This is a genomic window from Mesorhizobium sp. WSM3860, assembly GCF_002294995.1.
Classification (GTDB): domain Bacteria; phylum Pseudomonadota; class Alphaproteobacteria; order Rhizobiales; family Rhizobiaceae; genus Mesorhizobium.
Genome location: NZ_NSGF01000022.1, coordinates 1 through 24,634, shown reverse-complemented (window position 1 = coordinate 24,634; position 24,634 = coordinate 1). Strand labels below are relative to the sequence as shown.

Annotated in this window: 20 protein-coding genes; 6 read left to right on the top strand and 14 right to left on the bottom strand. The window is 63.6% G+C overall.

Going from position 1 to position 24,634, the window contains the following annotated elements; all coding sequences use genetic code 11:
- Positions 1–31 precede the first annotated feature (31 nt).
- From CK220_RS26240 to CK220_RS26215, 6 genes are all read right to left on the bottom strand, one after another.
- Complete coding sequence (locus tag CK220_RS26240; RefSeq protein WP_095814304.1) at positions 32–508, bottom strand: heme-binding protein; 477 nt, start codon at positions 506–508, stop codon at positions 32–34.
- 553 nt (positions 509–1,061) lie between these two features.
- Complete coding sequence (locus CK220_RS26235) at positions 1,062–3,206, bottom strand: beta-galactosidase (RefSeq protein WP_095814303.1); 2,145 nt, start codon at positions 3,204–3,206, stop codon at positions 1,062–1,064.
- A 28-nt stretch (positions 3,207–3,234) separates the two neighbouring features.
- Positions 3,235–4,380, bottom strand: a complete 1,146-nt coding sequence (gene ugpC / locus CK220_RS26230) for a sn-glycerol-3-phosphate ABC transporter ATP-binding protein UgpC (RefSeq protein ID WP_095814302.1) — start codon at positions 4,378–4,380, stop codon at positions 3,235–3,237.
- Positions 4,381–4,429: 49 nt separating this feature from the next.
- On the bottom strand, positions 4,430–5,281 hold the full coding sequence (locus CK220_RS26225; protein WP_095814301.1) for a carbohydrate ABC transporter permease: 852 nt from the start codon (positions 5,279–5,281) through the stop codon (positions 4,430–4,432).
- Positions 5,281–6,165, bottom strand: a complete 885-nt coding sequence (locus CK220_RS26220; protein WP_095814300.1) for a sugar ABC transporter permease — start codon at positions 6,163–6,165, stop codon at positions 5,281–5,283. Before CK220_RS26220 ends, CK220_RS26225 begins: the two co-directional genes overlap by 1 nt.
- A 63-nt stretch (positions 6,166–6,228) precedes the next feature.
- Complete coding sequence (locus CK220_RS26215) at positions 6,229–7,497, bottom strand: ABC transporter substrate-binding protein (protein WP_095814299.1); 1,269 nt, start codon at positions 7,495–7,497, stop codon at positions 6,229–6,231.
- A gap of 114 nt (positions 7,498–7,611) precedes the next feature.
- On the opposite strand from CK220_RS26215, the gene CK220_RS26210 reads away from it, so the two are divergent.
- Positions 7,612–8,811: an ROK family protein gene (locus CK220_RS26210; RefSeq protein WP_095814298.1), complete on the top strand. Its 1,200-nt coding sequence runs from the start codon at positions 7,612–7,614 to the stop codon at positions 8,809–8,811.
- A 379-nt stretch (positions 8,812–9,190) separates the two neighbouring features.
- On the opposite strand, the gene CK220_RS26205 is transcribed toward CK220_RS26210, so the two are convergent.
- The 8 genes from CK220_RS26205 to CK220_RS26170 form a co-directional block, all read right to left on the bottom strand.
- A complete protein-coding gene (locus CK220_RS26205; protein WP_095814297.1) occupies positions 9,191–10,855 on the bottom strand; it encodes a glycerol-3-phosphate dehydrogenase/oxidase in 1,665 nt (554 codons plus the stop codon).
- The gene (locus tag CK220_RS26200; RefSeq protein ID WP_095814296.1) at positions 10,852–11,619 is read right to left on the bottom strand and encodes a DeoR/GlpR family DNA-binding transcription regulator; all 768 of its coding nucleotides are present in this window, start codon (positions 11,617–11,619) and stop codon (positions 10,852–10,854) included. Before CK220_RS26200 ends, CK220_RS26205 begins: the two co-directional genes overlap by 4 nt.
- Positions 11,616–13,142: an FGGY-family carbohydrate kinase gene (locus CK220_RS26195; RefSeq protein ID WP_095814363.1), complete on the bottom strand. Its 1,527-nt coding sequence runs from the start codon at positions 13,140–13,142 to the stop codon at positions 11,616–11,618. The genes CK220_RS26200 and CK220_RS26195 overlap by 4 nt, the downstream gene beginning before the upstream one ends.
- An 83-nt stretch (positions 13,143–13,225) precedes the next feature.
- Complete coding sequence (locus tag CK220_RS26190) at positions 13,226–14,092, bottom strand: DeoR/GlpR family DNA-binding transcription regulator (RefSeq protein ID WP_095814295.1); 867 nt, start codon at positions 14,090–14,092, stop codon at positions 13,226–13,228.
- A 143-nt stretch (positions 14,093–14,235) separates the two neighbouring features.
- The gene (locus CK220_RS26185) at positions 14,236–15,183 is read right to left on the bottom strand and encodes a D-ribose ABC transporter substrate-binding protein (protein WP_095814294.1); all 948 of its coding nucleotides are present in this window, start codon (positions 15,181–15,183) and stop codon (positions 14,236–14,238) included.
- 113 nt (positions 15,184–15,296) lie between these two features.
- On the bottom strand, positions 15,297–16,349 hold the full coding sequence (locus CK220_RS26180) for an ABC transporter permease (protein WP_095814293.1): 1,053 nt from the start codon (positions 16,347–16,349) through the stop codon (positions 15,297–15,299).
- A gap of 20 nt (positions 16,350–16,369) precedes the next feature.
- Positions 16,370–17,908: a sugar ABC transporter ATP-binding protein gene (locus tag CK220_RS26175; protein WP_095814292.1), complete on the bottom strand. Its 1,539-nt coding sequence runs from the start codon at positions 17,906–17,908 to the stop codon at positions 16,370–16,372.
- Positions 17,905–18,552 carry a DUF2291 domain-containing protein gene (locus CK220_RS26170; RefSeq protein ID WP_210201451.1) on the bottom strand — a complete coding sequence of 216 codons (648 nt, stop codon included), beginning with the start codon at positions 18,550–18,552 and terminating at the stop codon, positions 17,905–17,907. Before CK220_RS26170 ends, CK220_RS26175 begins: the two co-directional genes overlap by 4 nt.
- A 736-nt stretch (positions 18,553–19,288) precedes the next feature.
- Between CK220_RS26170 and CK220_RS26165 the strand changes: the two genes are divergently transcribed.
- The 5 genes from CK220_RS26165 to CK220_RS26145 form a co-directional block, all read left to right on the top strand.
- The gene (locus CK220_RS26165) at positions 19,289–20,920 is read left to right on the top strand and encodes an FGGY-family carbohydrate kinase (RefSeq protein WP_095814291.1); all 1,632 of its coding nucleotides are present in this window, start codon (positions 19,289–19,291) and stop codon (positions 20,918–20,920) included.
- Positions 20,910–22,427 carry a glycerol-3-phosphate dehydrogenase gene (locus tag CK220_RS26160; protein ID WP_095814290.1) on the top strand — a complete coding sequence of 506 codons (1,518 nt, stop codon included), beginning with the start codon at positions 20,910–20,912 and terminating at the stop codon, positions 22,425–22,427. Before CK220_RS26165 ends, CK220_RS26160 begins: the two co-directional genes overlap by 11 nt.
- Complete coding sequence (locus tag CK220_RS26155) at positions 22,427–23,359, top strand: TIM barrel protein (protein WP_095814289.1); 933 nt, start codon at positions 22,427–22,429, stop codon at positions 23,357–23,359. The genes CK220_RS26160 and CK220_RS26155 overlap by 1 nt, the downstream gene beginning before the upstream one ends.
- 40 nt (positions 23,360–23,399) lie before the next feature.
- Entirely contained in the window at positions 23,400–24,362 is a 963-nt protein-coding gene (locus CK220_RS26150; RefSeq protein WP_095814288.1) for a sugar-binding transcriptional regulator, read from the top strand.
- 7 nt (positions 24,363–24,369) lie between these two features.
- Positions 24,370–24,634 (top strand): triose-phosphate isomerase (locus CK220_RS26145; protein ID WP_176479219.1); only part of this gene is annotated, 265 nt, incomplete at its 3' end.

Genomic DNA, 24,634 nt, shown 5'->3' with positions numbered 1-24,634 from the left:
AAGCGGTGCGCATCGTTGCGCCCTGTGACCGTTAGAGCGCGGCTAAGCCAGCTTTGGCGCAAACGTCGTCTTGATCTCCCGTGCCACCGCTGGCAGCCAGCGCGCCGATGATCTTGCCGTCCTTGACCACCGGCCACGCGCCAGGAGCAGCGAGGACGCCAGGCATGGTCAGCATGAACGGACCAGCTTTCGCGGTCACATCGTAAAATGCACGTGTCGGGCGCTTGTAGAGGGCTGCCGCAGCTGCCTTTTCAACGGCGGCCTGGGCGCTGCCGAGTTCGGTGTCATCCATCTTTTCGTAATACACCAGGGCGCCGTGTGTGTCGGTTACTGCAACAGCCATTGGCCAGCTGTGAGCCGCACATTCCTTGATGGCTACCGCCGCTATAGCCTTGGCGATATCCAGTGAGATATCGGCGCCGTACTTAGGTTCATCATCGGCGTGCGCGAGCGACGTCATGCAAAAAAGGCCGACTGCGGCCGTTGCGCTCCACTTGGAACAAGACATTGATGTTTCCTTTCGTTCATCATTCTGATCGGTTCGCTTATTGCGCTAGCTATCCAACCAGGCTCTTGGATGCCGGCGGATGAACGAGATTTTCTGATTGTCATCGGCCAGTCGTGACGAAAGGAATATGCCCAGCGCCCCCCAGCACTGAATGACGAAGTCCGAAATGGACTTTTAAGCAGCGCCAAATAGTATCGCGATCTCCGCTGGTCGCATCTCAGCCCACCTGCGTATTGCGGCGATTGGTGCCCAAAACAACCGGCTGAGCGACGAACCTGGAACCGCATCTCGCGGAAGTAGCTCCCGCGACGTCACGAATACCAAGGCGTGCGAGCGCGCTTGGCAAATTCGAGGATCAAGCGTCCTCGATGCCGTATTCAACCATATTGACGGGATTGTTCGATGTTTTTCACAAGCCCATGCGACGTGAGGGGAACGAGCCCTATTGCGCACACCGGTAAATTCTTTACTCAGCCGCGATCCACTTGTGCGTCGACGCCCTAGCTGCCTCTCGAAGCCCGCCCTCGGTGGCTGGATCTAACGCTGATGGCTATCAAGGTCGAAGTAGCACCACCGCGCAGCCATAGGCTTCGAGCTGGAGGCCGTTGGCCGTCGAACGACCGGTCAACAGGTCCGTACCCAGGGGCGCGCCAGGTAAAGCCGCCGGAAGGTCCGTGGTATTTTGAATGAACATCAATTGGCGATTCTCACTCTCACGGATCGAAACCTCTACCCCAGCCGGCAATTCTGGAAGCAAGGGCGCGATACCCGCCCTGGCAAGGACCGTACTGACGATGGCTTCGGCAAGTTCCGGCGTGAGATATGTACCGACATAGACGACGCGACCCTTGCCAAGTTCCCGGCAGGTGATCGCCGGCTGACCGGCGCAAAATCGATCCGACCATGAACCCAGCACCTCGGTGCCCGGCGCGACCTCGAGCAATTCGTAGAGGTGCGCAGCGTCGAACTGCCGGTTGCCGAAGGTGAAGCGATATTTGCGCTGTGCCGAGGAGGCCGGTAGCGGCGACGGCGGCACGTAGGCACCCATGGCGGCTTGCCTGAACAGGGGGAACAGCCCATTCGCGCCCTCCGGAACAAGCCGGCCGAATTCGGTGACCTTGACACCGCTCAGCGCGGACAGAGCGGTGCCCGGCGCCTGTTCGCGGATTATGTGGTTGTTCTCGTCCCTTGTCCCGCTCAGCGCCGACAGGATCAAGGTGCCGCCGTTGCGGACAAATGTCTCGACAGCGGCATTCCACTGGTCCTTCCACATCACCCAGTGAGGAACGTAGAGCGCCTTGAGCCGTGACAGGTCGTCTTCAAGGTGGATGAAGCCGCAGGCTATGCCCTTGTGGTAGCAGTGTCGGTGCAGGAGCGTCGCATCGTCGAGCGGACTCGGCAATCCGATCGGATAGGTCTTGTGCGCTTCCTGGTTGTCGAAATCCGCCCCTGCGATGCCGAGGTCCATGCGTACGACCGTACCAAGGATGTGATCCTTGATGCCGGCAATCTCGTGAAAGAATCGGCTTGCCTCGTCGTAGCGGCGGCGCGGCACATCGTCGTGGTCGATGATCCCCATCCAGTAGATCTCGGCGCCGAAATGCGCGGGCCGCCAACGAAAGAACATGACTCCGTCGGCGCCGCGCGCCACCGAGGTCATGGCCATGCGGCGCATCTCGCCGGGCTCCGGCGTCATGGTTGAGAAGCCGGGCTGGCTGCCGAAGCCGGAGGCCTGCTCCGGAACGATGAAGTTGCCGGAATAGGCGCGGCATATATCGAGATGGAGGGCCTGGGTCGCCGCATGCCCGCCGGTTCGGCGCATCTCGTCATAGAGCATCGGATAGATGTCGAAGCCGATGAAATCGAGGTCCTGTCCGAACTGGCCGCGGAAGTCGATGTCGGCAAGCTGGCCAAGATTGTGGAAGATGAACCAGTCCGGATTGGCGGCGCGCAGGATCTCGACTTGGTCGTGTTGGAACGCGGCGGTCGCTGCGGCCAGAAAGCGATGGTAGTCCTGCACATGGCCGGGGCTGGGGTAGGACGGCATGAGCGGTCTCGGCAGGTCGATCTGCGAGAAATCGTCGTAGGCCGTCGCCCAGAAGTGGCCGCCCCAGGCGAAGTTCAGCGCCTCGATGGTGCCGTAGGCCTTCTGCAGGTATTTCTGGAACTCCAGCCGGGTCGAAGGCGCGAACGATTCCGACACCGTGGTGTTGAGCTCGTTGTCCGTCTGCCAGCCGATCACACGCGGGTTGTCCCGATAATGCTCGGCCATGGCGCGGGTGATGCGGCGGCTGTGGGCGCGGAATACCGGGCTTGTGGTGTCGGCATGCTGGCGCGATCCGTGGCTCGAGGCCCGCCCGTTTATGTCAACGCGCAGCACTTCGGGATAGTTGACGGTGAGCCAGCGGGGAGGGGTCGCCGTCGGCGTGCACATGATCGTGTCGATCCCCGCTCGGCCGAGGAGTTCGATCGCGCGATCGAACAGGCCGAACTCGAACCTGTCTTCGCGGGGCTCGAAAATGTGCCAGGCGAACTCTCCCATCCGCACCGTGTTGACGCCGGCGGCAGCCATGCGCTCGGCGTCACGCTGCCAGCAGCATTCGTCGACATGTTCGGGGTAGTGAGGCGCTCCGAGGAGAAAACGGTCGAGATTGAGGGGCCGCCATACGGATAGCGGGGCGGGCTTCTTGCGTTGCATGCGTATGGGACTTTCGAAACTTCGAGGTTCAGATTGAGGCGACTGGTTTTCCTGGCGTGAGGGTGCGGCCATCGGGGCCGAAGAGGTAGGCGTCGACGATGTCGAAGGTCACCTGCAACGTGGCGCTGACGCTGATCGCGGAAACCTTGTTGAGCTGAAGCGTGAAATTGCCGGTGCCGCTGTCGGAATTGGTCGTCTGAAGCGGAGAGGCGTCGACGTAGAGGACGGTTTCGCGCCCCAACTGCTCGACCAGACGCACCTGGCCGGAGAAGGCCGGCATTACGCCGTCGCTTGGGTCGACGACACGCAGGGCCTCCGGCCGGATGCCGATGGTCACGGCGTCACCAGCCGAAAGGCCGCCGGCGTCGATGCCATCCAAGGTGATGGCCGGGAGGCCAGCGGCGGCTACCGAGACGCCGGATGCATCGACGCTCACTGCTTTCGCTTCGATGAAATTCATGCGTGGCGCGCCGAGGAAGCCCGCGACGAAAATGTTCGCAGGGTTGGTGTAGAGCTCCAGCGGAGACCCGACCTGCTCGATCCGGCCTTTGTTGAGGACCACGATCCGGTCGGCCATGGTCATCGCCTCGACCTGGTCGTGGGTAACGTAGATCATCGTCGATCCAAGCTGCGCGTGCAGACCCGAAAGTTCCACTCGCATCTGAGTGCGCAGCGCGGCATCGAGGTTCGACAGCGGCTCATCGAACAGGAACACCTCGGGCGAGCGGGTGATCGCGCGGCCGATCGCGACGCGCTGGCGCTGCCCGCCCGACAATTGTTTCGGCCGCTTGTCGAGCTGCTCCTCCAGACGCAGGATCCGTGCTGCGCGTTTGACGGCGGCGTCGATCTCGGTCTTGGGCCGCTTGGCCATCCGCAGGCCGAAGCCCATGTTCTCGGCGACGGTCATATGTGGGTAGAGTGCATAGGACTGGAAGACCATTGCGATGCCGCGGTCGCCGGGTTCTTCCCTGGTGACGTCGCGCCCGTTGATCACGATGTGGCCGGAGTTGATGGTTTCCAGCCCGGCGATCGTCTTCAGCAATGTCGACTTTCCGCAGCCGGACGGGCCGACCATGACGACGAACTCGCCCTTTTCGATCTTCAGGTCGACCGTCTTCAGGGCATGGTAGCCGGCATAGTGCTTGTCGACTTTACGCAATTCCACGCTGCTCATATCGAGGCGCCTTTCCGTGCGTGTCGGGTGCGGCAGGGTTCGCGTCGGATCATCCCTTGACGGCTCCCATGGTGAGGCCGGCGACAAAGTGCTTCTGCATCATGAAGAACATCACGACCGGGGGCAGGGCGACGAAGATCGTGGCCGCCGAGACGATGTTCCAAGCCGATGTCCATTCGCCGCGCAGATTGTTCAAGCCTGCGGTAACGGGTTTGACCGCGTCACTCTGGGTAAGGACGATCGCCCAGAAATAGTCGTTCCAGACGAAGGTGAAGGTGAGGATGGCCAGTGCCGCCAGTGCCGGCCGGACCAGAGGAACCACCACGTGGCGCAATGTCTGGAACGGCGAGGCGCCTTCGGCGCGCGCCGCCTGGAACAGTTCGCCCGGCAGAGCGGCGATGAAGTTGCGCATGAAAAGCGTGGCGAAACCGGTCTGGAAAGCGATGTGGAAAACGATCAGCGCATAGACGGTGTCGTAAAGACCCAGCCTCACCATCAGGTCGCGGACCGGGATCATCATGATCTGCGCCGGCAGGAAATTGCCGCCGACGAAGAGGGCGAAAATGAGGTTGGAGCCGCGGAACGGGTAGCGCGACAAGACGAAGCCGGTCAGTGTCGACAGGATGAGAACGCCGATGACGGACGGTATGGTGATCAGCAGGCTGTTGAGGAAAAAGCGCAGCATGGCGGTCTGCTCGAAAACCGCCTTGTAGTTATCGATCAGGCTGAATTTCTGCGGCCAGCCCCAATAGTTGCCAGCCATCAGCTCCTCGTTGGAACGGATCGAGGTCAGCATGACGGCGAGCAGAGGCAGCAGCCACAGGATTACGACCAGGGTGACACTACTTAGATAGAGGGCTCGCTGGATCCTCGCATTTTCGGGAATGGGGCGCGGGTACATTAGGCGTTGCTCCGCTCGGCCTTGATGAGGCCATTGAGATACCAGGCGATGAAGACGATCATGATCACGAACAGCACCGTGGCGATCGCGGCGCCGTAGCCAAAGCGGTAGGAAAAAATCGACTCCTGATACATCTGGTAGGCGAGCACGGTGGACGAGCCATAGGGGCCGCCACTGGTCATGACCGCGATCATGTCGAAGGAGCGCAGCGCACCGATCACCGTCACCGCGATGGCGATGAAGCCGACCTGCGACAATTGCGGCAGGACAACATGGCGCAACATGCGCCAGCCGCGCGCACCGTCGACCCGTCCGGCGGCGATCAGATCGTCGTTGAGGCTGTTCAGTCCCGCCAGGAACAGGATCATGCAGAACGCGATCTGTGGCCACAGACCGGCGGCGGCCACCGCGAAGGTGACGAAGGTCTCGTCTGAAAGCAGCGCCGGGGCGGTGCCGCCAAAGGCGCCGAAGAGAAGCTGCAGCAGCCCGAAGTTTGGATCATAGACCCATCCAAACACGACACCGACGGTGACGGTCGCCAGCACAAGCGGCACGAAGAACAGCGACTTGAGGATGCGCATGCCACGGATCTGCTGATTCACGATCAGCGCAAGCGCCAGGCCGATCGGCGGCGCCAGCATGAAGATCAGCAGCCAGATGATGTTGTTCTTGAGCGAGACGTAGAACTGCGGATCGTCTGCCAGTTCGACATAGTTGGCGAGCCCGACCCAGGTCTTGGCACCAATCCCATCCCAGTCGTGCAGCGAAATCCAGACCGTCTCGATGGAGGCGGCAAGGATCACCGAGCCGAACAGGATGAGGCCCGGCAGCAGAAAAAGTACCGGCGTCAACCAATGACGATTTCTGCGCCAGACACGAGACATGGCATTCCATCCGAAAAAAGAGACGGGAGCCGCCGAAAGGCGGCGCCCGTCAGCCAGGGAGGATCAACCGAAGATTCTCTTGCGGGTTTTATCGAGGCGCTTGAGTATCTGCTCACGTCGCTCAGGCTTGACCATGAATTCCTGCAGCCCCGCCATCCCTTCCTGGGCCATGTCCGGATCGGTGTCGCGATCGTAGTATTGCGACGTGCCAACCACTTTCTTCAGTTCCTCGACCGCAGCATTGACCAGCGGGTCCTTGCTTGGCGGGCAGTCGTTGCGAGGCGGGATGGCGCCTTCGGCGGCGAGGAATGCGCCCAGATTTTCCGGTTTGTAGAAAAAGGCGAGGAAGTCGCGCGCACCCTGCTTGTTCTTCGCATTCGCCGGAACGTGGATGGAGTTGACCGAAAAATCCTCGTAGCGGGCGACCCCGGGAACGATCTCGGGAAATGGCGCGTAGGCAAGCTGAGGCAAGTCCGCTTCCGGAAAGGCGGATCGAACGAAGCCGCCCAGGTCCATCATTGCCGCCTTCTTTTGCGCTAGGGCAGCACCCGCCTGCTCCCAACCGAACGAACTGTGGTTCGGCGAGAAGAAACCCCCCTTGATCAGATCGTTCCATTTGTCGAAGACTGGCGTCAGCATCGGATCGGTGTACGGAACTTTGCCGTCCATCAGTGCGATGTGCTTGTCGAGCCCGTTGATGCGCAGGTTCATATGGTCGAACCAGCCGCCCGCCGGCCAAAGCTCCTTGGTGCCCATGCTGATTGGGATCATCGTCGCGGACTTGGCCGCCTCGCCGAAGGCGAGGAAGTCGTTCCAGGTTTTGGGCGGCGTCCAATTGTGTTCGGCGAAGACATCCTTGCGATAGAAGAGGCCCCAGAGAAGACCTCCCATCGGCAGGCCATAGTGCTTGCCGCCGACGGTGACAGCGCTTGTGGTGGCGCCGAGAACGCTCTTGTAGTTCTCCTTGGCGAACAGATCGGAGATGTCGTCGAACAAACCCTTCGTTACGAAGGCCTTCATCCGATTTCCTGAGAACCAGAAACAGATGTCCGGAGCGCCGACGACAAGATAGCTGCGGATGGCCGTCTTATGGGCCTCGTGGTCCATGTTGTTGATGACGATCTTGGCGCCCGATTTTGCCTCATACTCGCTCGCGAGCCGCTGCAGGATCTGGCGTTGCTCGACATTGCTGAGGTTGGAAATGATGGTGATTTCCTGCGCCTGGGCCAAGGCCGGGAGGCAAAGACCAGTCGCCGAAGCGGCGAGTGCCGCGCCAGTGCCCTTGAGGAAACGGCGCCTTGTTGTGGTGAACGCGGAAAAGTCGGTGGTCATGGCTTCTATCTCCTCCCTGAGAACAGCCGGATTCCAATTGAACCATGTAAAATCGTAGCGTATGGATGTCCGAATGGTCAATACTTAATTTACAAAATTAATTATGAGGCAGAGATGAAGCTCAAAGGCGATCAGCAAACGGCCCGCGCGATCAACCGGCGGTTGATACTCAACCTGCTGCGAAGGCAAGGTGCTATAAGCCGCGCCGAAATCGCCTCCGTTACGGGCCTTAGCCCGGCCGCCGTGACCTTCGTCGTGTCTGAATTGCTCGAGGAAAATATTCTGGTGGAAGGAGAGGCGAGTCTTGGCGCCCCGGGACGTCGACCTATCCCGATCAATATAAACTACGCCGGCAGGCTCGTCGCCGGGCTCAAGCTGAAGGTAGGCGGCATCGATTGCGTGCTGACCGATCTTGCCACCACTCCACTTGTTACGAAGCAGGTCGCTGTCCCCGATCCGTCGCCACAAAGTACGGTGGAGGCCTGCGCCTCGGCAGTCGAGGAGCTGGTTTCCGACCGCAGGGCACCGACAGGCGCCCAGCTCAGCGGGATCGGCATCGCTGTACCAGGCGTCATCGATAACGGCGTCTGCCGGTTGAGCCACCGGTTCAATTGGGCCGATGTGCCGATCGCTGCGATGCTTGCCGAACGCGTGCGTGTACCCGTCTGGGCGGATGATGACACCAACGCATTTGCGCTCGCGCAACAACTGTTCGGACTTGGCCGGCATCATCGCACCGTCGGGGCCCTGGCCATCGGGGCCGGCATCAGTTGCGCGGTGGTCATCGATGGCTCCGTCCATCACGGCGCGAATGGCGCCGCGGGCAAGATGGGTCACTCGACATACGATCCGAACGGGCCGCCATGCGAGTGTGGCAGGCGCGGTTGCCTGCAGACCTTCTTCTCGGAACCGGCTCTGGTGCGGCGATGGAAAGAGGCCAGGCGACTCCCTGGTGAAGTGACGCGCCACGACATGCTGAACGCGGCAAAGACTGGCGACCGGGCAGCCATAGACCTGTTGCAGGAGGCAGGCGAGGGGATTGGACGATACCTGGGCGGCTTCTGCAATATCATCGATCCGGAAGTGATTGTCGGCGGGGGCGAAGCCGTCACGTTTGGCGACTATCTGTTCGGGCCAATGCGCGATGCATTGAAGCGCTATGCCATGTGGGGTCCGCCGCCGATTACACCCGATTGGGCAGACGATTCCTGGGCGCGTGGCGCCGCGGCGCTTGCGACCCAAAGGCTCTTCGACTTCGAAAGCAGCCCCGGAGAAATCGCAGGCACTGGGCTGCAACAATCAACGGTCAAGTAGGACCAAAGCGGCGTTCTCGGCGCAGTTGGCCGGCTTCGATCCCCAATAGCCGCGTCCGGGCGCACTGTGCCTTGCGAGAGGAGCGTGACATCGCTTGATTCGCCAGTTTGGCCAACTCCCTAAGGCCTTCCTTCGGAACTCAACCAGCTTGTTAGAATTGCAGGGCAGCGCAGCTAGGGTTCGTGCACAATCCGCGCGGGCAATCTCGCCAATCGGCTCGCCGTCGCGCCTCAAAGGCCTTTGTTGGTGCCGACTAAGCATTCGGTAGCAAAACCATCGGACGACGGCATAGGAAGGTCATCAGGTGGTGGAAAACAAGGGTGCGGAGGTCTGTCATGCCCGGCAATCTCTTCGAAATCGCCTGGCAATGGCATCTCGGCTATTCAAAGCAAAATCGGTGCCGCTCCGTGAGTTCCTTTGAAGTCGCTTCCAGCTCCTTCTTGCGCCGTCCGGCGTTCCACGCCAGCGCAACCGCTAGGGTGTCGGCAATTTGCTCAAGGTTGCTGCGGCTGAGCCGGCCCGTGATCGCCAGTGCGGTGCGCCGCATGACGATGTCCGCCAGGTGGACGACATTTTCGTTGCGCGCCAGCCAATCAATTTCCGCCAGCGTATATTCGAACGCACCGGCAAGCGGCTCCACCTGTCGTTCGGCTTCGTGCGCCAGAATAACATGGGCCGTCGTTCCATAGCGGTCGAGGAGTACTTCGGCACGCGCCGCCGATGCTCCTGTTTCAGCCGCGACCGCGGATATCCAGCGGGCATGCGCTGCCGCATCGGCCGGAAAATCGCGGCCGCCGCCGATGGCGAGGCTTTGCGTGCTCACTCGCCTGGGCTGGCCAAGCCTGGACAGCAGCATGTCCGTTACCTCTTCGGCGAAACCGCGGAAGGTCGTCCACTTGCCGCCTACCAATGAGACGATCGGCCAATTCCGGCCGACCTCGATTTCCATGACGGGCGCCGAGTGGTCACGGCTGATCAGGCCCGGCGCCGTGCCGTCCGATGCGGGCAGCGGGCGGATGCCTGAATAGGCATAGACGATCTGTTCGCGTCCGAAGGCAAGACCGGGCAGGAGTTCGCGCAGGCTCGCCAGGAAATAGTCGATCTCGTCATCCTCGCAGCGCACCGTCTCGGGGTCGGCGGCGCGGGTGTCGGTTGAGCCGACCAGCACCCGGCCGATATAGTCGAACACCAGGCATATGCGGCCGTCATTGGCCTCGAAATAGATCATGCGGCCGTTCAGCGCCCGCAGCAGGTCGGGATGGTCGAGGACGATGTGCGAACCCTTGGTGCCGCCGATCAACCGTGACGGGACGCCGAGCGCTGTGTTGACATGGTCGATCCATGGCCCCGCCGCGTTGACCAGGATGCGCGGCCGCAAGCCGAGCTCGCCACCGCCCGGCAGAGCGAAGCGCACGACACTGCCGTCGCTGCCCAGCAATTGCACATAATTAAAGGCCTCGGATTCAGGGCTGGCCCTGACGCCGTCTTGAAGAAGTTCAAGCACCAGCCGCTCGGGATGACGGACGGTGGCGTCATAGTACGTGCCGGCCGCCACGATGCCAGGTGTCAACGGCGGTATCTCGCTCAGCGCCCGCGCTTTCGACCACATGCTATGCCGGGGCATGACGCGGCGGCGGGCGCCGTAGAAGTCATACATGGCAAGGCCGATCTTGATCAGCAGAGCGCCGCGGCCGCGTGGTGCGGTCGTGCTGCCGAAAAGGGTGCGCAGCGCCGCCCCGATGCCCGTCATCCAGGAAAAGATCGGGATGACGGTCGGCAGCGGCCGCACGGCGTGCGGTGCATTGCGCAGCAGCAGGTTGCGTTCCAGAGTCGATTGCGCAACGAGGCCCAACTCGCCCGTTTCGAGATATTTGATGCCGCCATGGATGAGCCGCGACGGCGCGGCGCTGGTGCCGGAACCGAAATCCGCCTTGTCGACGATCGCGACCCGCAGGCCCTGTTCGCACAGATCGCGAAAAAGGCCGGCGCCGTTGATGCCGGCGCCGATGATGAGCACATCGACATCGCGCGTCGTCCCGGTCATTGCACCGGCACGATCTTGAGATTGACCCCGGCCGCCTTCAGGCTACCGGCAACCTCGTCGGGAAGGCCATCGTCGCTGAGCACGAGATCGAAGTCGGTGAGCTCTGCAAACAGGTGCAGCGCCACTTTGCCGAACTTAGAGGAATCGATGAGCAGCACCCTGCGCGAGGCCGCCGCGACCATCGCCTGTTTCACGCGCACCACCTGCGGGTCCTGGATCAGCGTCGCGGTCTTGTCGATCGCCGAAGCGGAGCAGATGAGCAGATTGACCCTGATCTTCAGCAGCGCATTCTCGCAGATGTGACCGATGAAGGCATTGTAGGTCGGATGGTATTCGCCGCCGAGCAGGATCAGCTTCAGCTCGCCCTTGCCCACCAGCTGTTCCGCCAGCGACAGGCTGTTGGTGACGACGGTCAGCGGCGCGATCTGCGGCAGGAGCGGGCCGAGCGCGTTGGCGGTGGTCGAATCGTCGAGCAGCACCACCTGCCCCGGCTCGATCTCCGCCAGAGCCGCCCGGGCGAGCGCCCGCTTGGCCGCCGCCGCATGCGTCTCGCGGAAACGGAAGAGACTTTCGTAGACGCCGGACGGTTGCGCGCTGACCGCGCCGTGCAGCTTGCGCAGCACACCTTGGCGCGCCAGTTCATCGACGTGGCGATGGATGGTCATGCGCGAGACGCCGAACGCCGTCACGAGCTCGTCGATGCGCGCCTCGCCATGCTGAATGACATACTCGGCAATGTCCTGCCGCCGATTGTCCGCGTTCATCGCTCTCCCCCTTCCGCGAGCGCTTCGATCGATGGCCAGGCCTCGGCGAGACGGTCGGCGATGTCGCAGTGCAGCCGGTAGCGCTTGTCCAGGGCGGCGCTGCGCTCGGGGACGGGCCGGTAGGTGCGGCCAAGTGTTGCGAGGTCGCGCGGATCGTGCCGCGGCGAGGCGAACAGGCCGACGCCGGCGCCGGCGCAGAGCGCCGCGCCCCACGCGGCGGCTTCCTCCGTCTCGGTCACCGTGAGCGGCATAGCGAGCACGTCGGCAAAGATCTGCGCGAAGACGGGGTTGCGGGAAATGCCGCCGGTCAGCCTCACCTCGCGCGGCGCAAAACCCTCGCGCAGCGCATCGACGTGGACGCGATGGTTGAAGGCTATGCCTTCGATCACCGCGCGCAGCATGTCGCCGCGGTCATGCCAGCCGCGCAGTCCAAGGAAGCCGGCGCTGGCGGCCGGGCCATGCGGCGAGCCGAACAGATAGGGATGGAAGAGCAGCGTCGAGGGCCGCGCCAATGCCGCCTCGATTTCAGGGCCGACGATGGCGTGGATCGAGCGTCCGTCCGTTTCCGCCGCCGCCCGCTCGGAACCGCACAGCGTGTCGAGGAACCAGTCGTAGTTTGCTGCCGATGCCGGCGAGATCGACATGTTGTTCCATTCGCCGGGCTTCAAGCCGTTGCGGCAGAACCAGCGGGCGTCGATGCGCGGCGCGGTGGAGACCGTCTCGTTGATCGAATAGGTGCCGGCAACGATGGCGACCACAGCTTCGCCATAGCCGCCGATGCCGAGCGCCGAGGCGGTCACGTCGTGCAGGCCGGCCACGACCGGCGTGCCGGCAAGCAGGCCCGTGGATCGGGCCGCCTGTGCCGTGACGGCGCCGACGACCGCGTCCGGCCGCGCCGCTGGCGGCAGCGCATCGCCGAGCGCTTCGAGACCGAAGATCGGCAGGATGTCCGGCGCGCAGGTTTGGCTGTCGACGGCGGTGAACGAAGTGCTCGCCTCGGTGAGGTCGGTGCCCAGGCTGTCCGTCAGGCAGAAGCGCAGCCAGTCCTTGCAGGCGAGCACATGGCCGATGCGGGCAAAGCGCTGCGGCTCCCGCTCGCGCATCCAGGCCAGCAGCGAAGAGGGCGCCGAGGCGTGCGGCGTCTGGCCGGTCCGCGACAGCGCCTTGTTGGCCGTCCCGTCGGTTTGCCACCGGGCGGCGACGTCTCCGGCCCGGCTGTCCAGCGACAGGATGCCGTGTCCGAGCGGCTGGCGGTCACGGTCGAGCATATAGAGCCCGTCGCCATGGGCGGTGGCGGCGACGGCGGCGATGTCCGTGGGCGGTCTGCCGCAGCCGGAGACCGCTTCCGCGATCGCTTCGGCGGCGGCGCGCCACAGCCCGTTCATGTCGCGCTCGACATGACGCGGGCCGGAGATGATCTGCGGCACCCGGCGGCGGGCCACGGCCAGCGGCATCCCGGCCTTGTCGAAAACCACCGCCTTGGTGACGGTCAGGCCGCTATCGATCCCCAGCAGACAGGGCATGAGTTCCTCGCCATGCACATCGCGTGCATATCCTGGGGTCTTCACGTAGCATCATGTTAAGTTAACATCAACTAATGTTACAATCAGCCGGCTGTAACATTTTCTTGGCACACGGCGGCGACGACGACAGTCATGCCGCCTGCCTTCATCTCCTCGACCTGGCGGGGCGGCGTTCCGTCGTCAACGACGATGACGTCGAACTCGTTCAGCGCGCACATGGCGTGCAGCGCCCGGCGCTCGAACTTGGTGTGATCGGCAAGCAGGATGCGCATGGCGGCGCTGTCGAACATGGCGCGCTTGGTCTCGACCATTTCCGGCGACTGGTGGAACACCATGCCGTCGGTGATGGCCGACATCGACATGAAGACGCGATCGGCCCTCAGCCGCCGGATCTCCGTGACCGTGACCGGCCCCATGAAGGCATTGCACCAGTTGTAGAACTGGCCGCCAAGCCCGAGCAGCGTCAGGTCGCGCGTGTCCTTGAGCTCGTTCATCAGGGTGATGGAATTGGTGATCGCCGTCAGCGGCACGCGCGCGGCAAGGTGCGGCACGAGCTGCAAGACGGTGGTGGAATCGTCGAAGAAGACGGCTTGGCCGGGTTCGAGGAAGGCGGCCGCCGCCTGCGCGATCACGCGCTTCTCGGCTCCCTGGCGCGAGGAGCGGTAGATGTCGCTCGATTCGATGAGGCTGGTCGGGGCGGCCGAGACGATGCCGCGCGTCTTGCGCAGCAATCCCTTTTCGACCAGTTCGTCCAAGTCGCGATGCGCGGTCATCAGGCTGATGCCGAAACGCTCGGTGAGGTCCTCGATGCGCATCGTACCCTCGGCCATGACGGCCTCGGCAATCATCCGGCGGCGCGCCAGCTGGCGCGCGTGGCGGCTGTCGGCGGGCACCTGATCCCCGGCAAGGGTCCTCAACGCCTGCTCGGGCCGAATCTCGCGATCTGTCATCCAAGCCTCTCCTGCCGATGCCATTCGCATATCTGGCGCCGATGGCAAGCAGGCACCTTAGGGGCGAGCAGTGTTTTGCGCATCGAATGCCTTTGCGCGGCAGGAAAAGGGGCGCGCAACACCGCGCGCCCCAGTCCGGCGGTTCACTGGGAGAGCGTGAACGGCCCGGTGTATTTGTCGACATTGTCCTTGGTGATCAGAGCGCAGTCGAAGAGCTGCTTCTCGGAGGCAGCACCTGTCGAGCCGGTCTTGATGAACTTGTCGGCCTGCTTGACCGCCTCGGCCGAGAAGACCGCCACCGGCTGCAGCACTGTGTACTGCATCTCGCCCGCCTTGACGGCGGCGACCGCGTCCGGCGAACCGTCGAAGCCGCCGACCTTGACCTGGGAGAGCTTTCCGGCTTCCTTCAGCGCCGCGATGGCGCCGAGGGCCATCTCGTCGTTGCCGGAAATGACGCCCTCGATGTCGGGGTGGGCCTGCAGCAGCGACTGCATTTTCTGGTAGCCCTGGGTGCGGTCCCAGTTGGCCACTTCCTTGCCGGCCTTCTTGAGATCCGGATACTGGGTAAGCACGGTCTCGTAGCCGTTCGAGCGCGTCGCCGCGTTGTTGTCGGCCGGATTGCCGAACAGCTCGACATAGTTGCCCTTGTCGCCGATCGCCTCGACCCACTGCTGCGCGCCGATCGCGGCGCCCTGGGCGTTGTTGGAGACGAGCTGCGCCTTGGCGAGACCGTCCTGGTTGATCTCGGCGTTGACCAGGAAGACCGGGATGTTGGCGGCGATCGCCTTCTTGACCGCGCCGATTGAACCGTCGGCATTGGCCGGGTCGAGGATGATCGCCACTGACTTGTTGGTGATGGCGGTGTCGATCATTGTGCTTTCGGTGTTGGTGTCGCCCTTGTGGGCGCTGACATTGGCGGTGTAGCCGAGGCTCTCGGCCGTGGCCTTGGCGACCTGGCCTTCGGTGAGCCAATAGGGATTGGCCGGGTCGGTCACGATGATGCTGATCAAGCCCGCCGCCCAGGCATGGCTTGCCATCAACGGCAGCGTCGCGGCGGCGACCAACAGTATCCTTCTGGCTTTATCGATCATTTCTCTCACTCCCTTCTTACAGTTTGCGGTTGCAATTGCGGTTTGCCGATTTTCTCGGCCTTCTTTCCGGTCGATCTCCTTGCGTCCGGAGAAGCTTTTGGCGAGGCGCGGCGTCACTGTCGGATGCCGCGGGCCCCGTATTGGATGGTGTTCATGAGCACGGCGAGCACGATGACGGCGCCGGTGAAGACGGTCTGCCAGTAGGAGGACACGCCGATGATGACGAGGCCGTCCGAAAGAAAGCCGATGACGAAGGCGCCGAGCATGGTGCCTCGCACGGTACCGCGGCCGCCGGTCAGCGCGGCGCCACCGATGACCACGGCCGCGATCGCGGTCAGCTCGTAGGTCGTGCCGGCGGTTGGTCCTGCCGACGTCAACTGCGAAGAGAGCACCAGGCCGGCGATGGCCGACAGGATGCCGGAAAGCGTGTACACCGTGATCTTGACCCGCTTGACTGGCACGCCCGACAGGTCGGCTGCGTTCTCGTTGCCGCCTGAAGCATACAGCCAACGACCGAAGGAGGAGCGGCTGAGCATCAGTCCGGTCAGCACGGCGAGGGCCGCCAGCACCAGCACGCTGATCGGCACCCCGAAGAGCCGGTTGAAGCCCAGCCAGTCGAAGCCGGTGTTGCCAAGGTCCGGCCGGCCGGCGAGATTGTTGTATGTGAGGCCGTTGGTCATCAGCAGCGCGATGCCGCGCGCCATGTACATGACGCCGAGGGTGGTGACGAAGGCTGGCACTCGGAACAAGGCGATGAGGATGCCGTTGAGCGCGCCCAGCAAGGCGCCGAGCGCGCAGGTCAGCACGACCACCGCCCAAACGGGCGGAAAAAGGATGACGCCGAGCGGTTTCAACTCCACGCCCTGCATGAGCGCGCCGGCGATGACGCCGCAGAGCGCCAGGATCGAGCCGACCGAGAGGTCGATGCCGCCGCTCAGTATGACCACCAGCATGCCGATCGCGAGTATGCCGTAGATGGCGACGTGCGAGGACATGATCAGCACATTTGAGACGGTGAGGTAGTTCGGCGACAGGAACGAAAAGACGATGATGATGGCGATCAGGGCGAAGAAGGCGCGCCCTTTCAGCAAGAGCTTGATGGGACTGGTTGTCCCCCTCGCGGCTGCGGCCGGGGAAGAGATGCCGTTGGCGCTCGATTGCGTCATTGTTCTTTCGCGTGCTCCGCTCAGGCCGCCACGGCCTCGCCCGAGGCGGCCATGATCTTTTCCTTGGTGATGTCCGAAGTGAACTCGGCAGAGATCCGCCCCCGCCGCATGATGATGATGCGGTGGGCGATCGACAGGCATTCGTTGACTTCCGATGTCGTGAAGACGACGGCCTGCCCAGCCGCCGCGTGGTGAGCCAGGATCCGGAACACCTCGGCCTTGGCGCCGATGTCGATGCCGCGGCTTGGTTCATCCAGCAGAATGACCTTGGGATCGGTGGCGAGCATCTTGCCGATGACCACCTTCTGCTGGTTGCCGCCGGACAGCGACCCGATCGCCACGTCAGGTCCGTCGGTCTTCACGGTCACGTTCCTGATTGATTTCTGGATCAATGCCCGCTCGAGCCTGAGGGATGTGAAGACCCCGCGCGTGAACTCCCTGATCGAGGCGAGCGAAAGATTCTGCCCGACCGACATCGTCTGAACGAGCCCGTAGCGCTGGCGATCCTCGGGCACGAGCGCAAGGCCGCGGGCGATGCGCTCGCCAATGGCGAGATGGGAAATCTCTTTGCCCTCGAGCGCGATCTCGCCGGACGTCGCGCTCAGTTTGCCGGCGACGGTCTCGAGCAGTTCCGTCCTGCCGGCTCCCATCAGGCCATAGATGCAGACGATCTCGCCGGCTCTGACATCGAGCGACATGCGGTCGACGACGTTGTAGCCGCCGCCGGCCGGATCCGGCACGGTCAGGTCGCGGACCGAGAGCATGATGGGACCGAAATCATGGCCGGTCGGCGGACTGCCCAGATCATAGTTCTCGCCGACCATGTTGCGCACGATCCATTCAAGATCGATATCGGCGCGCGGCGCGTAGGCGGTCATATTGCCGTCCCGCAGCACCACGGCATGATCGGTGATCTGCAGGGCCTCCTCCAGATGGTGCGAAATGTAGACGATCGACACGCCTTTGGCGGTAAGGTCGCGGATCACGCTGAAAAGCACCTCGACCTCGGTGGCCGAAAGCGCCGATGTCGGCTCGTCCATGATGAGGATCCGGCTGTCGACCGAAAGCGCCCGTGCGATCTCGACGATCTGCTGCTGTCCGAGGCGCAGTTCCTCGACAGGGGTGAGCGGATCGATGTCCTCCTCGAGCTCCGCCAGCAGCCTGCGGACCTGGCGTTCCTCCTCCGCGTAGTCGACGCCGGTCGGGCCGGTGATCTCGCGCCCCATAAAGATGTTGTCGCGAACCGATAGATTGGGCGCGAGGCTGAGTTCCTGATGAATGATCGAGATGCCGTGGTTTCGCGCGTCGGTGGAGGAGGAAAACACGATGGGCTGGCCGTCGAGAACGATCTCGCCGGAGGTCGGCTGCGCCACGCCGGAGAGGATCTTCATCAGCGTCGACTTGCCGGCGCCGTTCTCGCCGAATAGCGTTGTCACCTGGCCGCGGTGGATGTCGAAATTGACACCCTTCAATGCCTTCACGCCGTTATAGGACTTGGCGATGTTGCGCGCCGCCAAAACCACTTCGCCGGCCGGCCGGGAGGTCGCAGCGTCGCTCATTTGACGGTGATCTTCACCGGCGTGATCAGCCAGTTCTTCGGGTTGATGAGGCGGAAAACGCCAAAGATCTCCAGCGTCTTGCCGGACAGGCTGGCGGTGTCGATACCGTCGAGTGTCGCCTTTTTCATGGCGCGGTTGATCCCGGAGCCGGCGTCCTGGAATTCGATCTGGTTCTTGAACTTGCCGAAGACGATGTCGCCCGTCGCATCGCGAATATCGGTGCCGTTGATGGCCGGCCCGGTCTGCACACGCACATGGATGTCGGCCGGCACGCCGTCGGCCTTGAGTTCATAGACGCCGGACTTCGCTTCGCCCGCCACCGCCGTCAGCCTGATCGGGATGATCGCGCCGGTCGACGAGGCGGTTCCGTACTGTTTGGCGGCGGCGTTCTTGTCGGCCATGACCGCCGGCCCGAAGGTAGCGGCGTTGACGGCGTGCTCGACTACGAAGGCCTGGATGCGCGGGAACTCCTTCTCGCCGAAACGGCCGGGCGAAAACGCCTCCTGGCTGACGTCGGCGGACGATCCGATCCGCACCACCTTCGTGTCGAGGGCGATCGCGGCAAGGACCACGACGCCAACACCGATCGCGATCGTCATACCGCGGCGCGGCGCGGCGGGAGCCTTCGGCGTCGGGCGCGACATGGCGTTCATCATTTAGAGCCTTGCCGGCGATGGAACGGGGCGGGCAGAGGCCGATGCGGAAGCGTTGCGCATCCACCAGGCACGCCTGCGGCCGGATGGTGCATAAAACGGTCGCTTGCTTGCATCGATTTTCTCCACCCTTGGCCGGCGACGCAGCGTCTTCCTCCACGCCCATCTGTCAGAATTATGTTATGTTAATGTTATCTTTTGCGTCAAGCATGTTAGATTGGAATTCCGCTTCAGTGCGAATTGTGAACAGAGGTTCCAGCCATGCGATGTTCAAGACGGCATCTCCCGGAATGGCCTTTTACTGTCGATTGCCGCAATAGCGATCTCGAGATTATCCATCTCGCAGACACGGCATAGCAATGCCGCGGGAGCGAGTTATCGGCGGTAAGCGATTGATTCCGATGAATTATACCTGCCGTGCTGTGCTGCACCGCAAGCTGAAACAAGCCTGAAGCGTCCGTTCGCCTGTTTGTCCGCCTTCCCGCCTGCCTGCTGAAGACGACGGGAGACGATCTTAGAGTTCCTCCTGACTGACAACAGCGTAACTGAAAAAATTTTCGATGTCTGCAAAAAAAATCACACATTGTGTTATTTCCATGATAACTTAGTATGAATTGCGCAAGCCGTTTTGGAGGAGTGCGCAACCGTATCTTTCGCCGCCACCCGTTCACGGGATCCAGGCGGGAAATCAGGAGGAGACCGACATTGCCCTGTTGCCGATCCAGGCATGGTCGCATCGGACGTGCAGAGACCCGTGGCCGCCGCTGACGTCATCATAGGTATCGATTCCGGTACGTCGGTCATCAAGGCGGTCGCCTTCGAGTTGAACGGCCGGCAGATTGCGTCTGCTTCGGTTCCGAACCTGTACGCGTCCGGCGCCGACGGTTCGGCGACACAGTCGCTCGCCCAGACCTGGCGCGACTGCGTCGCGGCGCTTCGAGGGCTCGGCGACAAGGTTGAAAACCTGGCGGCGCGTGCCGCGGCGCTTGCGGTGACCGCGCAGGGCGACGGCACCTGGCTCGTCGGTCGGCAAGACAAGCCGGTCGCCGACGCATGGCTGTGGCTCGATGCCCGCGCGGCGCCCACCGTCGAGCGCCTGGCCGCCGGCCCGCTCAGCCGCGCCCGTTTCGAGGCGACGGGAACCGGGCTCAACACCTGCCAGCAGGGCAGTCAGATGGCTCATATGGACCGCCACGCCCCCGAGCTTCTCGACCATGCCGAAGTGGCGTTGCACTGCAAGGACTGGCTCTATCTGAACTTGACCGGCGTGCGCGCCACCGACCCGTCGGAATCAAGCTTCACCTTCGGCAATTTCCGCACTCGCCACTACGACGACACCGTTATCGAGGCGCTCGGCCTCTCCCGACGGCGCAAGCTCTTGCCCGAGATCATCGACGGCACGAAGGTGACCTCTCCGCTTACCGCCGCGGCGGCGGCCGAGACAGGTCTGAAAGCGGGCACTCCTGTCTGTCTCGGCTATGTCGACATGGTCATGACCGCGCTCGGCGCCGGGGTCTGGGGCGGTGAGGGCGACGTCGCCTGCTCCATCGTCGGCTCGACCGGCGTCCACATGCGGGCGGTGCCGACCGGAGCCGTGCACCTCAACAAGGAGGGCTCGGGCTACGTCATCACCCTGCCGGTTCCGGACCTGGTGACGCAGGTCCAGTCTAATATGGCGACCACGCTCAACATCGACTGGGTCCTCGGTCTCGCCGCGGATGTGCTGAAGGAATTCCGGCACGAGACCGGTCACCGCGATCTGGTCGCCCGCATCGATCGCTGGCTCGGCGACAGCCAGCCCGGCCAGATCGTCTATCACCCCTATATTTCGGAAGCTGGTGAGCGCGGGCCGTTCGTCAACGCCAACGCCCGCGCCGGCTTCGTCGGCCTGTCCGTAAACCATCGCTACCCGAGCCTCGTCCGTGCCGTCGTCGAGGGGCTGGGCCTCGCCATGCGCGACTGCTACGCGGCGATGGGCGACCTGCCGTCGGAGCTGCGGCTTTCGGGCGGCGCGGCCCGCTCGCAGGGATTGCGCAGCATCCTGTCGGCGGCAGTTCACGCGCCGGTGCGCGTCTCTTCGCGCGAGGAGGCGGGTGCTGCCGGCTGCGCGATGATGGCGGCGGTCGCCATCGGCGCCTATTCCGACATGGGCGCCTGTATCGCCGATTGGGTCACGCCGCTGCTTGGGCCCGCCGAAGCGCCCGATCCGGCGCTGATCGGCGTCTATGACGGGCTTTTTCCGGCATTCGGCACGGCCCGCCGTGCCCTTGGGCCGGCCTGGGACGCCTTGGCCGCCCAGCGCCGCGCCACGGCGGGCGGTTCCGTCGAGACGCCTGAAGGAGCACGCGATGGGGCTTGAGCCGAAAACGGTCGACCTCTTCGTCATCGGCGGCGGCATCAACGGAGCCGGCATCGCCCGGGACGCGGCTGGCCGTGGCCTGTCGGTGGTGCTGTGCGAAAAGGACGACCTTGCTGAGGGCACGTCCTCGCGCTCCGGCAAGCTGGTGCATGGCGGCCTGCGCTATCTCGAATATTACGAGTTCCGGCTGGTGCGCGAGGCCCTGATCGAGCGCGAGGTTCTGCTCAAGGCAGCGCCCCATATCATCTGGCCGATGCGCTTCGTGCTGCCCCACAGCCCGCAGGACCGGCCGGCCTGGCTGGTACGGTTCGGCTTGTTCCTCTACGACCATCTGGGCGGCCGAAAGACGCTGCCGGGCACGCGCACCCTCGACCTCGAGCGCGATCCGGAAGGAACGCCGTTGCTTGACCAATATAGGCGCGGCTTCGAATATTCCGACTGCTGGGTGGATGATGCGCGGCTGGTGGTGCTCAACGCGCTCGGCGCCGCCGAACGCGGCGCCGAGGTGCTCACCCGCTCACCTGCGATCTCCGCCCGCCGCGAGAATGGCGCCTGGACGGTGACGACGAGAAACGCGATGACCGGGCAAACGCGCGTCTTTCGCGCCCGCTGCCTCGTCAATGCCGCCGGCCCGTGGGTTTCGGATGTCATTGGACGTGTCGCGGGATCGAACTCATCGCGCAACGTGCGGCTGGTCAAAGGCAGTCATATCATCGTGCCGAAATTCTGGCAGGGCGCGAATGCCTATCTGGTGCAGAACCACGACAAACGCGTCATCTTCATCAACCCCTATGAAGGGGACATGGCGCTGATCGGAACCACCGACGTCGCCTATGACGGCCGCGCCGAGGACGTCAGGGCCGACGAGGCCGAGATCGACTACCTGCTTGCAGCGGTGAACCGCTACTTCAAGGAGAAGCTGCGGCGCCAGGACGTGCTGCACTCCTTCTCCGGCGTGCGGCCGCTGTTCGACGACGGCAAGGGCAACCCATCCGCAGTGACACGTGACTACGTCTTCGACCTCGACGAGGCCGGCGGCGCGCCGCTGCTCAACGTATTCGGCGGCAAGATCACCACTTTCCGCGAATTGGCCGAGCGCGGCATGCACCGGCTGAAGCATATTTTCCCGCGGATGGGCGAGGACTGGACCGAGAAGGCGCCGCTGCCCGGCGGCGAAATCCCCAATGCCGACTACGAGACCTTCGCCAACGGCCTGCGCGAAGCCTATCCGTGGATGCCGCGCGATCTCGTGCATCACTACGGACGACTCTACGGCGCGCGCACCAGGGACCTCGTCAAAGACGCGGCCGGCCTCGATGGCCTTGGCCGCCATCACGGCGGCCTGCTCTACGAGGCGGAGGTACGCTATCTCGTCGCCAGGGAATGGGCGCGCACGCCTGACGACATCCTGCTTCGGCGCACCAAGCACCACTTGCATCTCACCGCAGCGGAACGGGACGCCTTCGCCATGTGGTTCGACGCCGAGCGCATTGCCGAGGCTGCGTGATGGCGCTGACGCTTTCCCTGAACACCAACCCGCTGGTCAACCGCTTCGCCGATGCGGACGACCTGGTCGAGACCGTCGCGCGCCACCTCAGGCTGCGCGACCTGCAGCTGACCCATGAGTTCATCAATCCGAGCTGGCCGGCGCCGGTGATCCGGCGCCGGACTCGGCAGATGAGGGCGGCCCTGCGGCGCACCGGCGTGCGCGTCACAAGCGGCATGACCGGGCCCTATGGCCGGCTCAATCATTTCGGCCATCCCGACAGCGACGTGCGCCGCTACTATGTCGATTGGTTCAAGACGTTCGCCGACATCACCGCCGACCTCGGCGGTGTCTGCGTCGGCACCCAGTTCGCCATCCTCTCCTTCAAGGATTATGACGATCCGGCCCGGCGCGAGGACCTGATCCGGATCGCCGTCGACTGCTGGGCAGAGGTGGCCGAGCACGCCAAGGCAGCCGGGTTGCGTTACGTTTTCTGGGAGCCGATGAGCATCGGGCGCGAGTTCGGCCACACGATCGCCGAATGCCTGAAGCTGCAGGACAGGCTGACCAAAGCCGAAATGGCGGTGCCGATGTGGATGATGGCCGACATCGATCATGGCGACGTGACCAGCGCCAATCCCGATGACTACGATCCTTATGCCTGGGCCCGCGCGGTGCCGAAGCTGTCGCCGATCATCCACATCAAGCAAAGCCTGATGGACAAGGGCGGGCACCGCCCCTTCACCGCCGAGTTCAACGCCAGGGGCCGCATCCATCCCGAGCCGCTGCTGAAGGCGTTCGCCGAAGGTGGCGCCGTCGACAACGAGATCTGCCTGGAGTTGAGTTTCAAGGAGCGGGAGCCGAACGATCGGCAGGTCATCCCGCAGATTGCCGAGAGCATAGCCTTCTGGGCTCGCCATATCGACACGGGCGTGCAAAGCCTGAAGATCTGACCGGCTGGGAATGGCCCAAACGCGCGATTAAGGACTGCAGATGTCAATACGCCCAGGTCAACTGGACCCTGAAGGGTCTCTCGCGATTCGTGCCGCCTGGTTGCACTACGCCGGCGGGCTTACTCAGGCCGAGGTAGCGAGGCGACTTGGGCTGCCGTCGGTCAAGGCGCATCGCCTGATCGCGCGGGCTGTGGCCGATGGCGCGGTCAAAGTCTCGATCGACGGCGAGGTCGTCGAATGCGCATTGCTGGAGAACCAGCTCTGCGATCGCTTCGGGTTGGACTTCTGCGAGGTCGCGCCGGATCTTGGCGAGGATGGTCTTCCGTTGCGGGCGCTCGGACTGGCGGGCGCCAGGTTCCTGCGTCGCGAGATGGAGCGCGGCGAGGACAGGGTCATCGGCATCGGCCATGGCCGCACGCTCGCCGCCGCGGTGCATCAGTTGCCGCGCTTTGAGGCCGCCGGCGTCCGCTTCGTCTCGCTGCTCGGCGGCCTGACGCGCAACTATGCCGCCAATCCGCACGACGTCATGCATCGACTGGCCGAAAAGACCGGCGCACAGGCCTACGTGATGCCAGTACCATTTTTTGCCAATTCCGCGGACGACCGCGAAGTGCTCCTGGCGCAGCGCGGCGTGCGGGAAATCTTCGAGATGTCGAATCGGGCAACGCTGAAGTTCGTCGGCATCGGCACGGCTGATGCAGGCGCCCAGCTCGTGGCGACCGGCATGATCGAGCCGCGTGAGATTGCCGAGATCACTGCCGTCGGCGGCGTCGGCGAAATGCTCGGCCACTTTTTCGATGCGCGCGGCCGGGTGTTGGAAACGACGCTGACCGCTCGCACGCTCGCCGTCGATCTGGACGGGCCGGCGGATAGCCGCATCATTGCCATCGCCGGCGGTCCGACAAAGGTTGAGGCGGTCCGCGCGGTGCTCAAAAGCGCGCGGTTGAAAGGTCTCATCACCGACGAGGCGACAGCCAGGGCTCTCGTGAGCGAAATCGGGTGACCTTAGCATGACGCACCCGCAGCAAGTTTGGATCGGCACAAGCTGGAAGATGAACAAGACGCTTGGCGAGGCGCGTGCCTTCGCCGGCGGGCTGCTTGCCGACCCGCAAGGCGACCCGCGCATCCAGCGCTTCGTCATGCCGCCCTTCACCGCGGCGCGCGAGGTCAAGGCGATGCTTCAAGGTACGTCCGTCATGGTCGGAGCCCAGAACATGCATTGGGCCGACGAAGGCGCCTGGACCGGCGAGATTTCGCCGCTGATGCTGAAGGATT

Bases quoted from the DNA above. Each gene is read 5' to 3' on its own strand.
- CK220_RS26205 (WP_095814297.1), bottom strand. From the start codon at position 10,855: ATGACCGGGACGACGCGCGATGTCGATGTGCTCATCATCGGCGCCGGC.
- CK220_RS26155 (WP_095814289.1), top strand. From the start codon at position 22,427: ATGGCGCTGACGCTTTCCCTGAACACCAACCCGCTGGTCAACCGCTTC.
- CK220_RS26165 (WP_095814291.1), top strand. From the start codon at position 19,289: ATGGTCGCATCGGACGTGCAGAGACCCGTGGCCGCCGCTGACGTCATC.
- CK220_RS26240 (WP_095814304.1), bottom strand. From the start codon at position 508: ATGTCTTGTTCCAAGTGGAGCGCAACGGCCGCAGTCGGCCTTTTTTGC.
- CK220_RS26190 (WP_095814295.1), bottom strand. From the start codon at position 14,092: ATGACAGATCGCGAGATTCGGCCCGAGCAGGCGTTGAGGACCCTTGCC.
- CK220_RS26210 (WP_095814298.1), top strand. From the start codon at position 7,612: ATGAAGCTCAAAGGCGATCAGCAAACGGCCCGCGCGATCAACCGGCGG.
- CK220_RS26185 (WP_095814294.1), bottom strand. From the start codon at position 15,183: ATGATCGATAAAGCCAGAAGGATACTGTTGGTCGCCGCCGCGACGCTG.
- CK220_RS26150 (WP_095814288.1), top strand. From the start codon at position 23,400: ATGTCAATACGCCCAGGTCAACTGGACCCTGAAGGGTCTCTCGCGATT.
- CK220_RS26160 (WP_095814290.1), top strand. From the start codon at position 20,910: ATGGGGCTTGAGCCGAAAACGGTCGACCTCTTCGTCATCGGCGGCGGC.
- ugpC (WP_095814302.1), bottom strand. From the start codon at position 4,380: ATGAGCAGCGTGGAATTGCGTAAAGTCGACAAGCACTATGCCGGCTAC.
- CK220_RS26175 (WP_095814292.1), bottom strand. From the start codon at position 17,908: ATGAGCGACGCTGCGACCTCCCGGCCGGCCGGCGAAGTGGTTTTGGCG.
- CK220_RS26200 (WP_095814296.1), bottom strand. From the start codon at position 11,619: ATGAACGCGGACAATCGGCGGCAGGACATTGCCGAGTATGTCATTCAG.
- CK220_RS26170 (WP_210201451.1), bottom strand. From the start codon at position 18,552: ATGTCGCGCCCGACGCCGAAGGCTCCCGCCGCGCCGCGCCGCGGTATG.
- CK220_RS26220 (WP_095814300.1), bottom strand. From the start codon at position 6,165: ATGTCTCGTGTCTGGCGCAGAAATCGTCATTGGTTGACGCCGGTACTT.
- CK220_RS26180 (WP_095814293.1), bottom strand. From the start codon at position 16,349: ATGACGCAATCGAGCGCCAACGGCATCTCTTCCCCGGCCGCAGCCGCG.
- CK220_RS26215 (WP_095814299.1), bottom strand. From the start codon at position 7,497: ATGACCACCGACTTTTCCGCGTTCACCACAACAAGGCGCCGTTTCCTC.
- CK220_RS26195 (WP_095814363.1), bottom strand. From the start codon at position 13,142: ATGCCCTGTCTGCTGGGGATCGATAGCGGCCTGACCGTCACCAAGGCG.
- CK220_RS26225 (WP_095814301.1), bottom strand. From the start codon at position 5,281: ATGTACCCGCGCCCCATTCCCGAAAATGCGAGGATCCAGCGAGCCCTC.
- CK220_RS26235 (WP_095814303.1), bottom strand. From the start codon at position 3,206: ATGCAACGCAAGAAGCCCGCCCCGCTATCCGTATGGCGGCCCCTCAAT.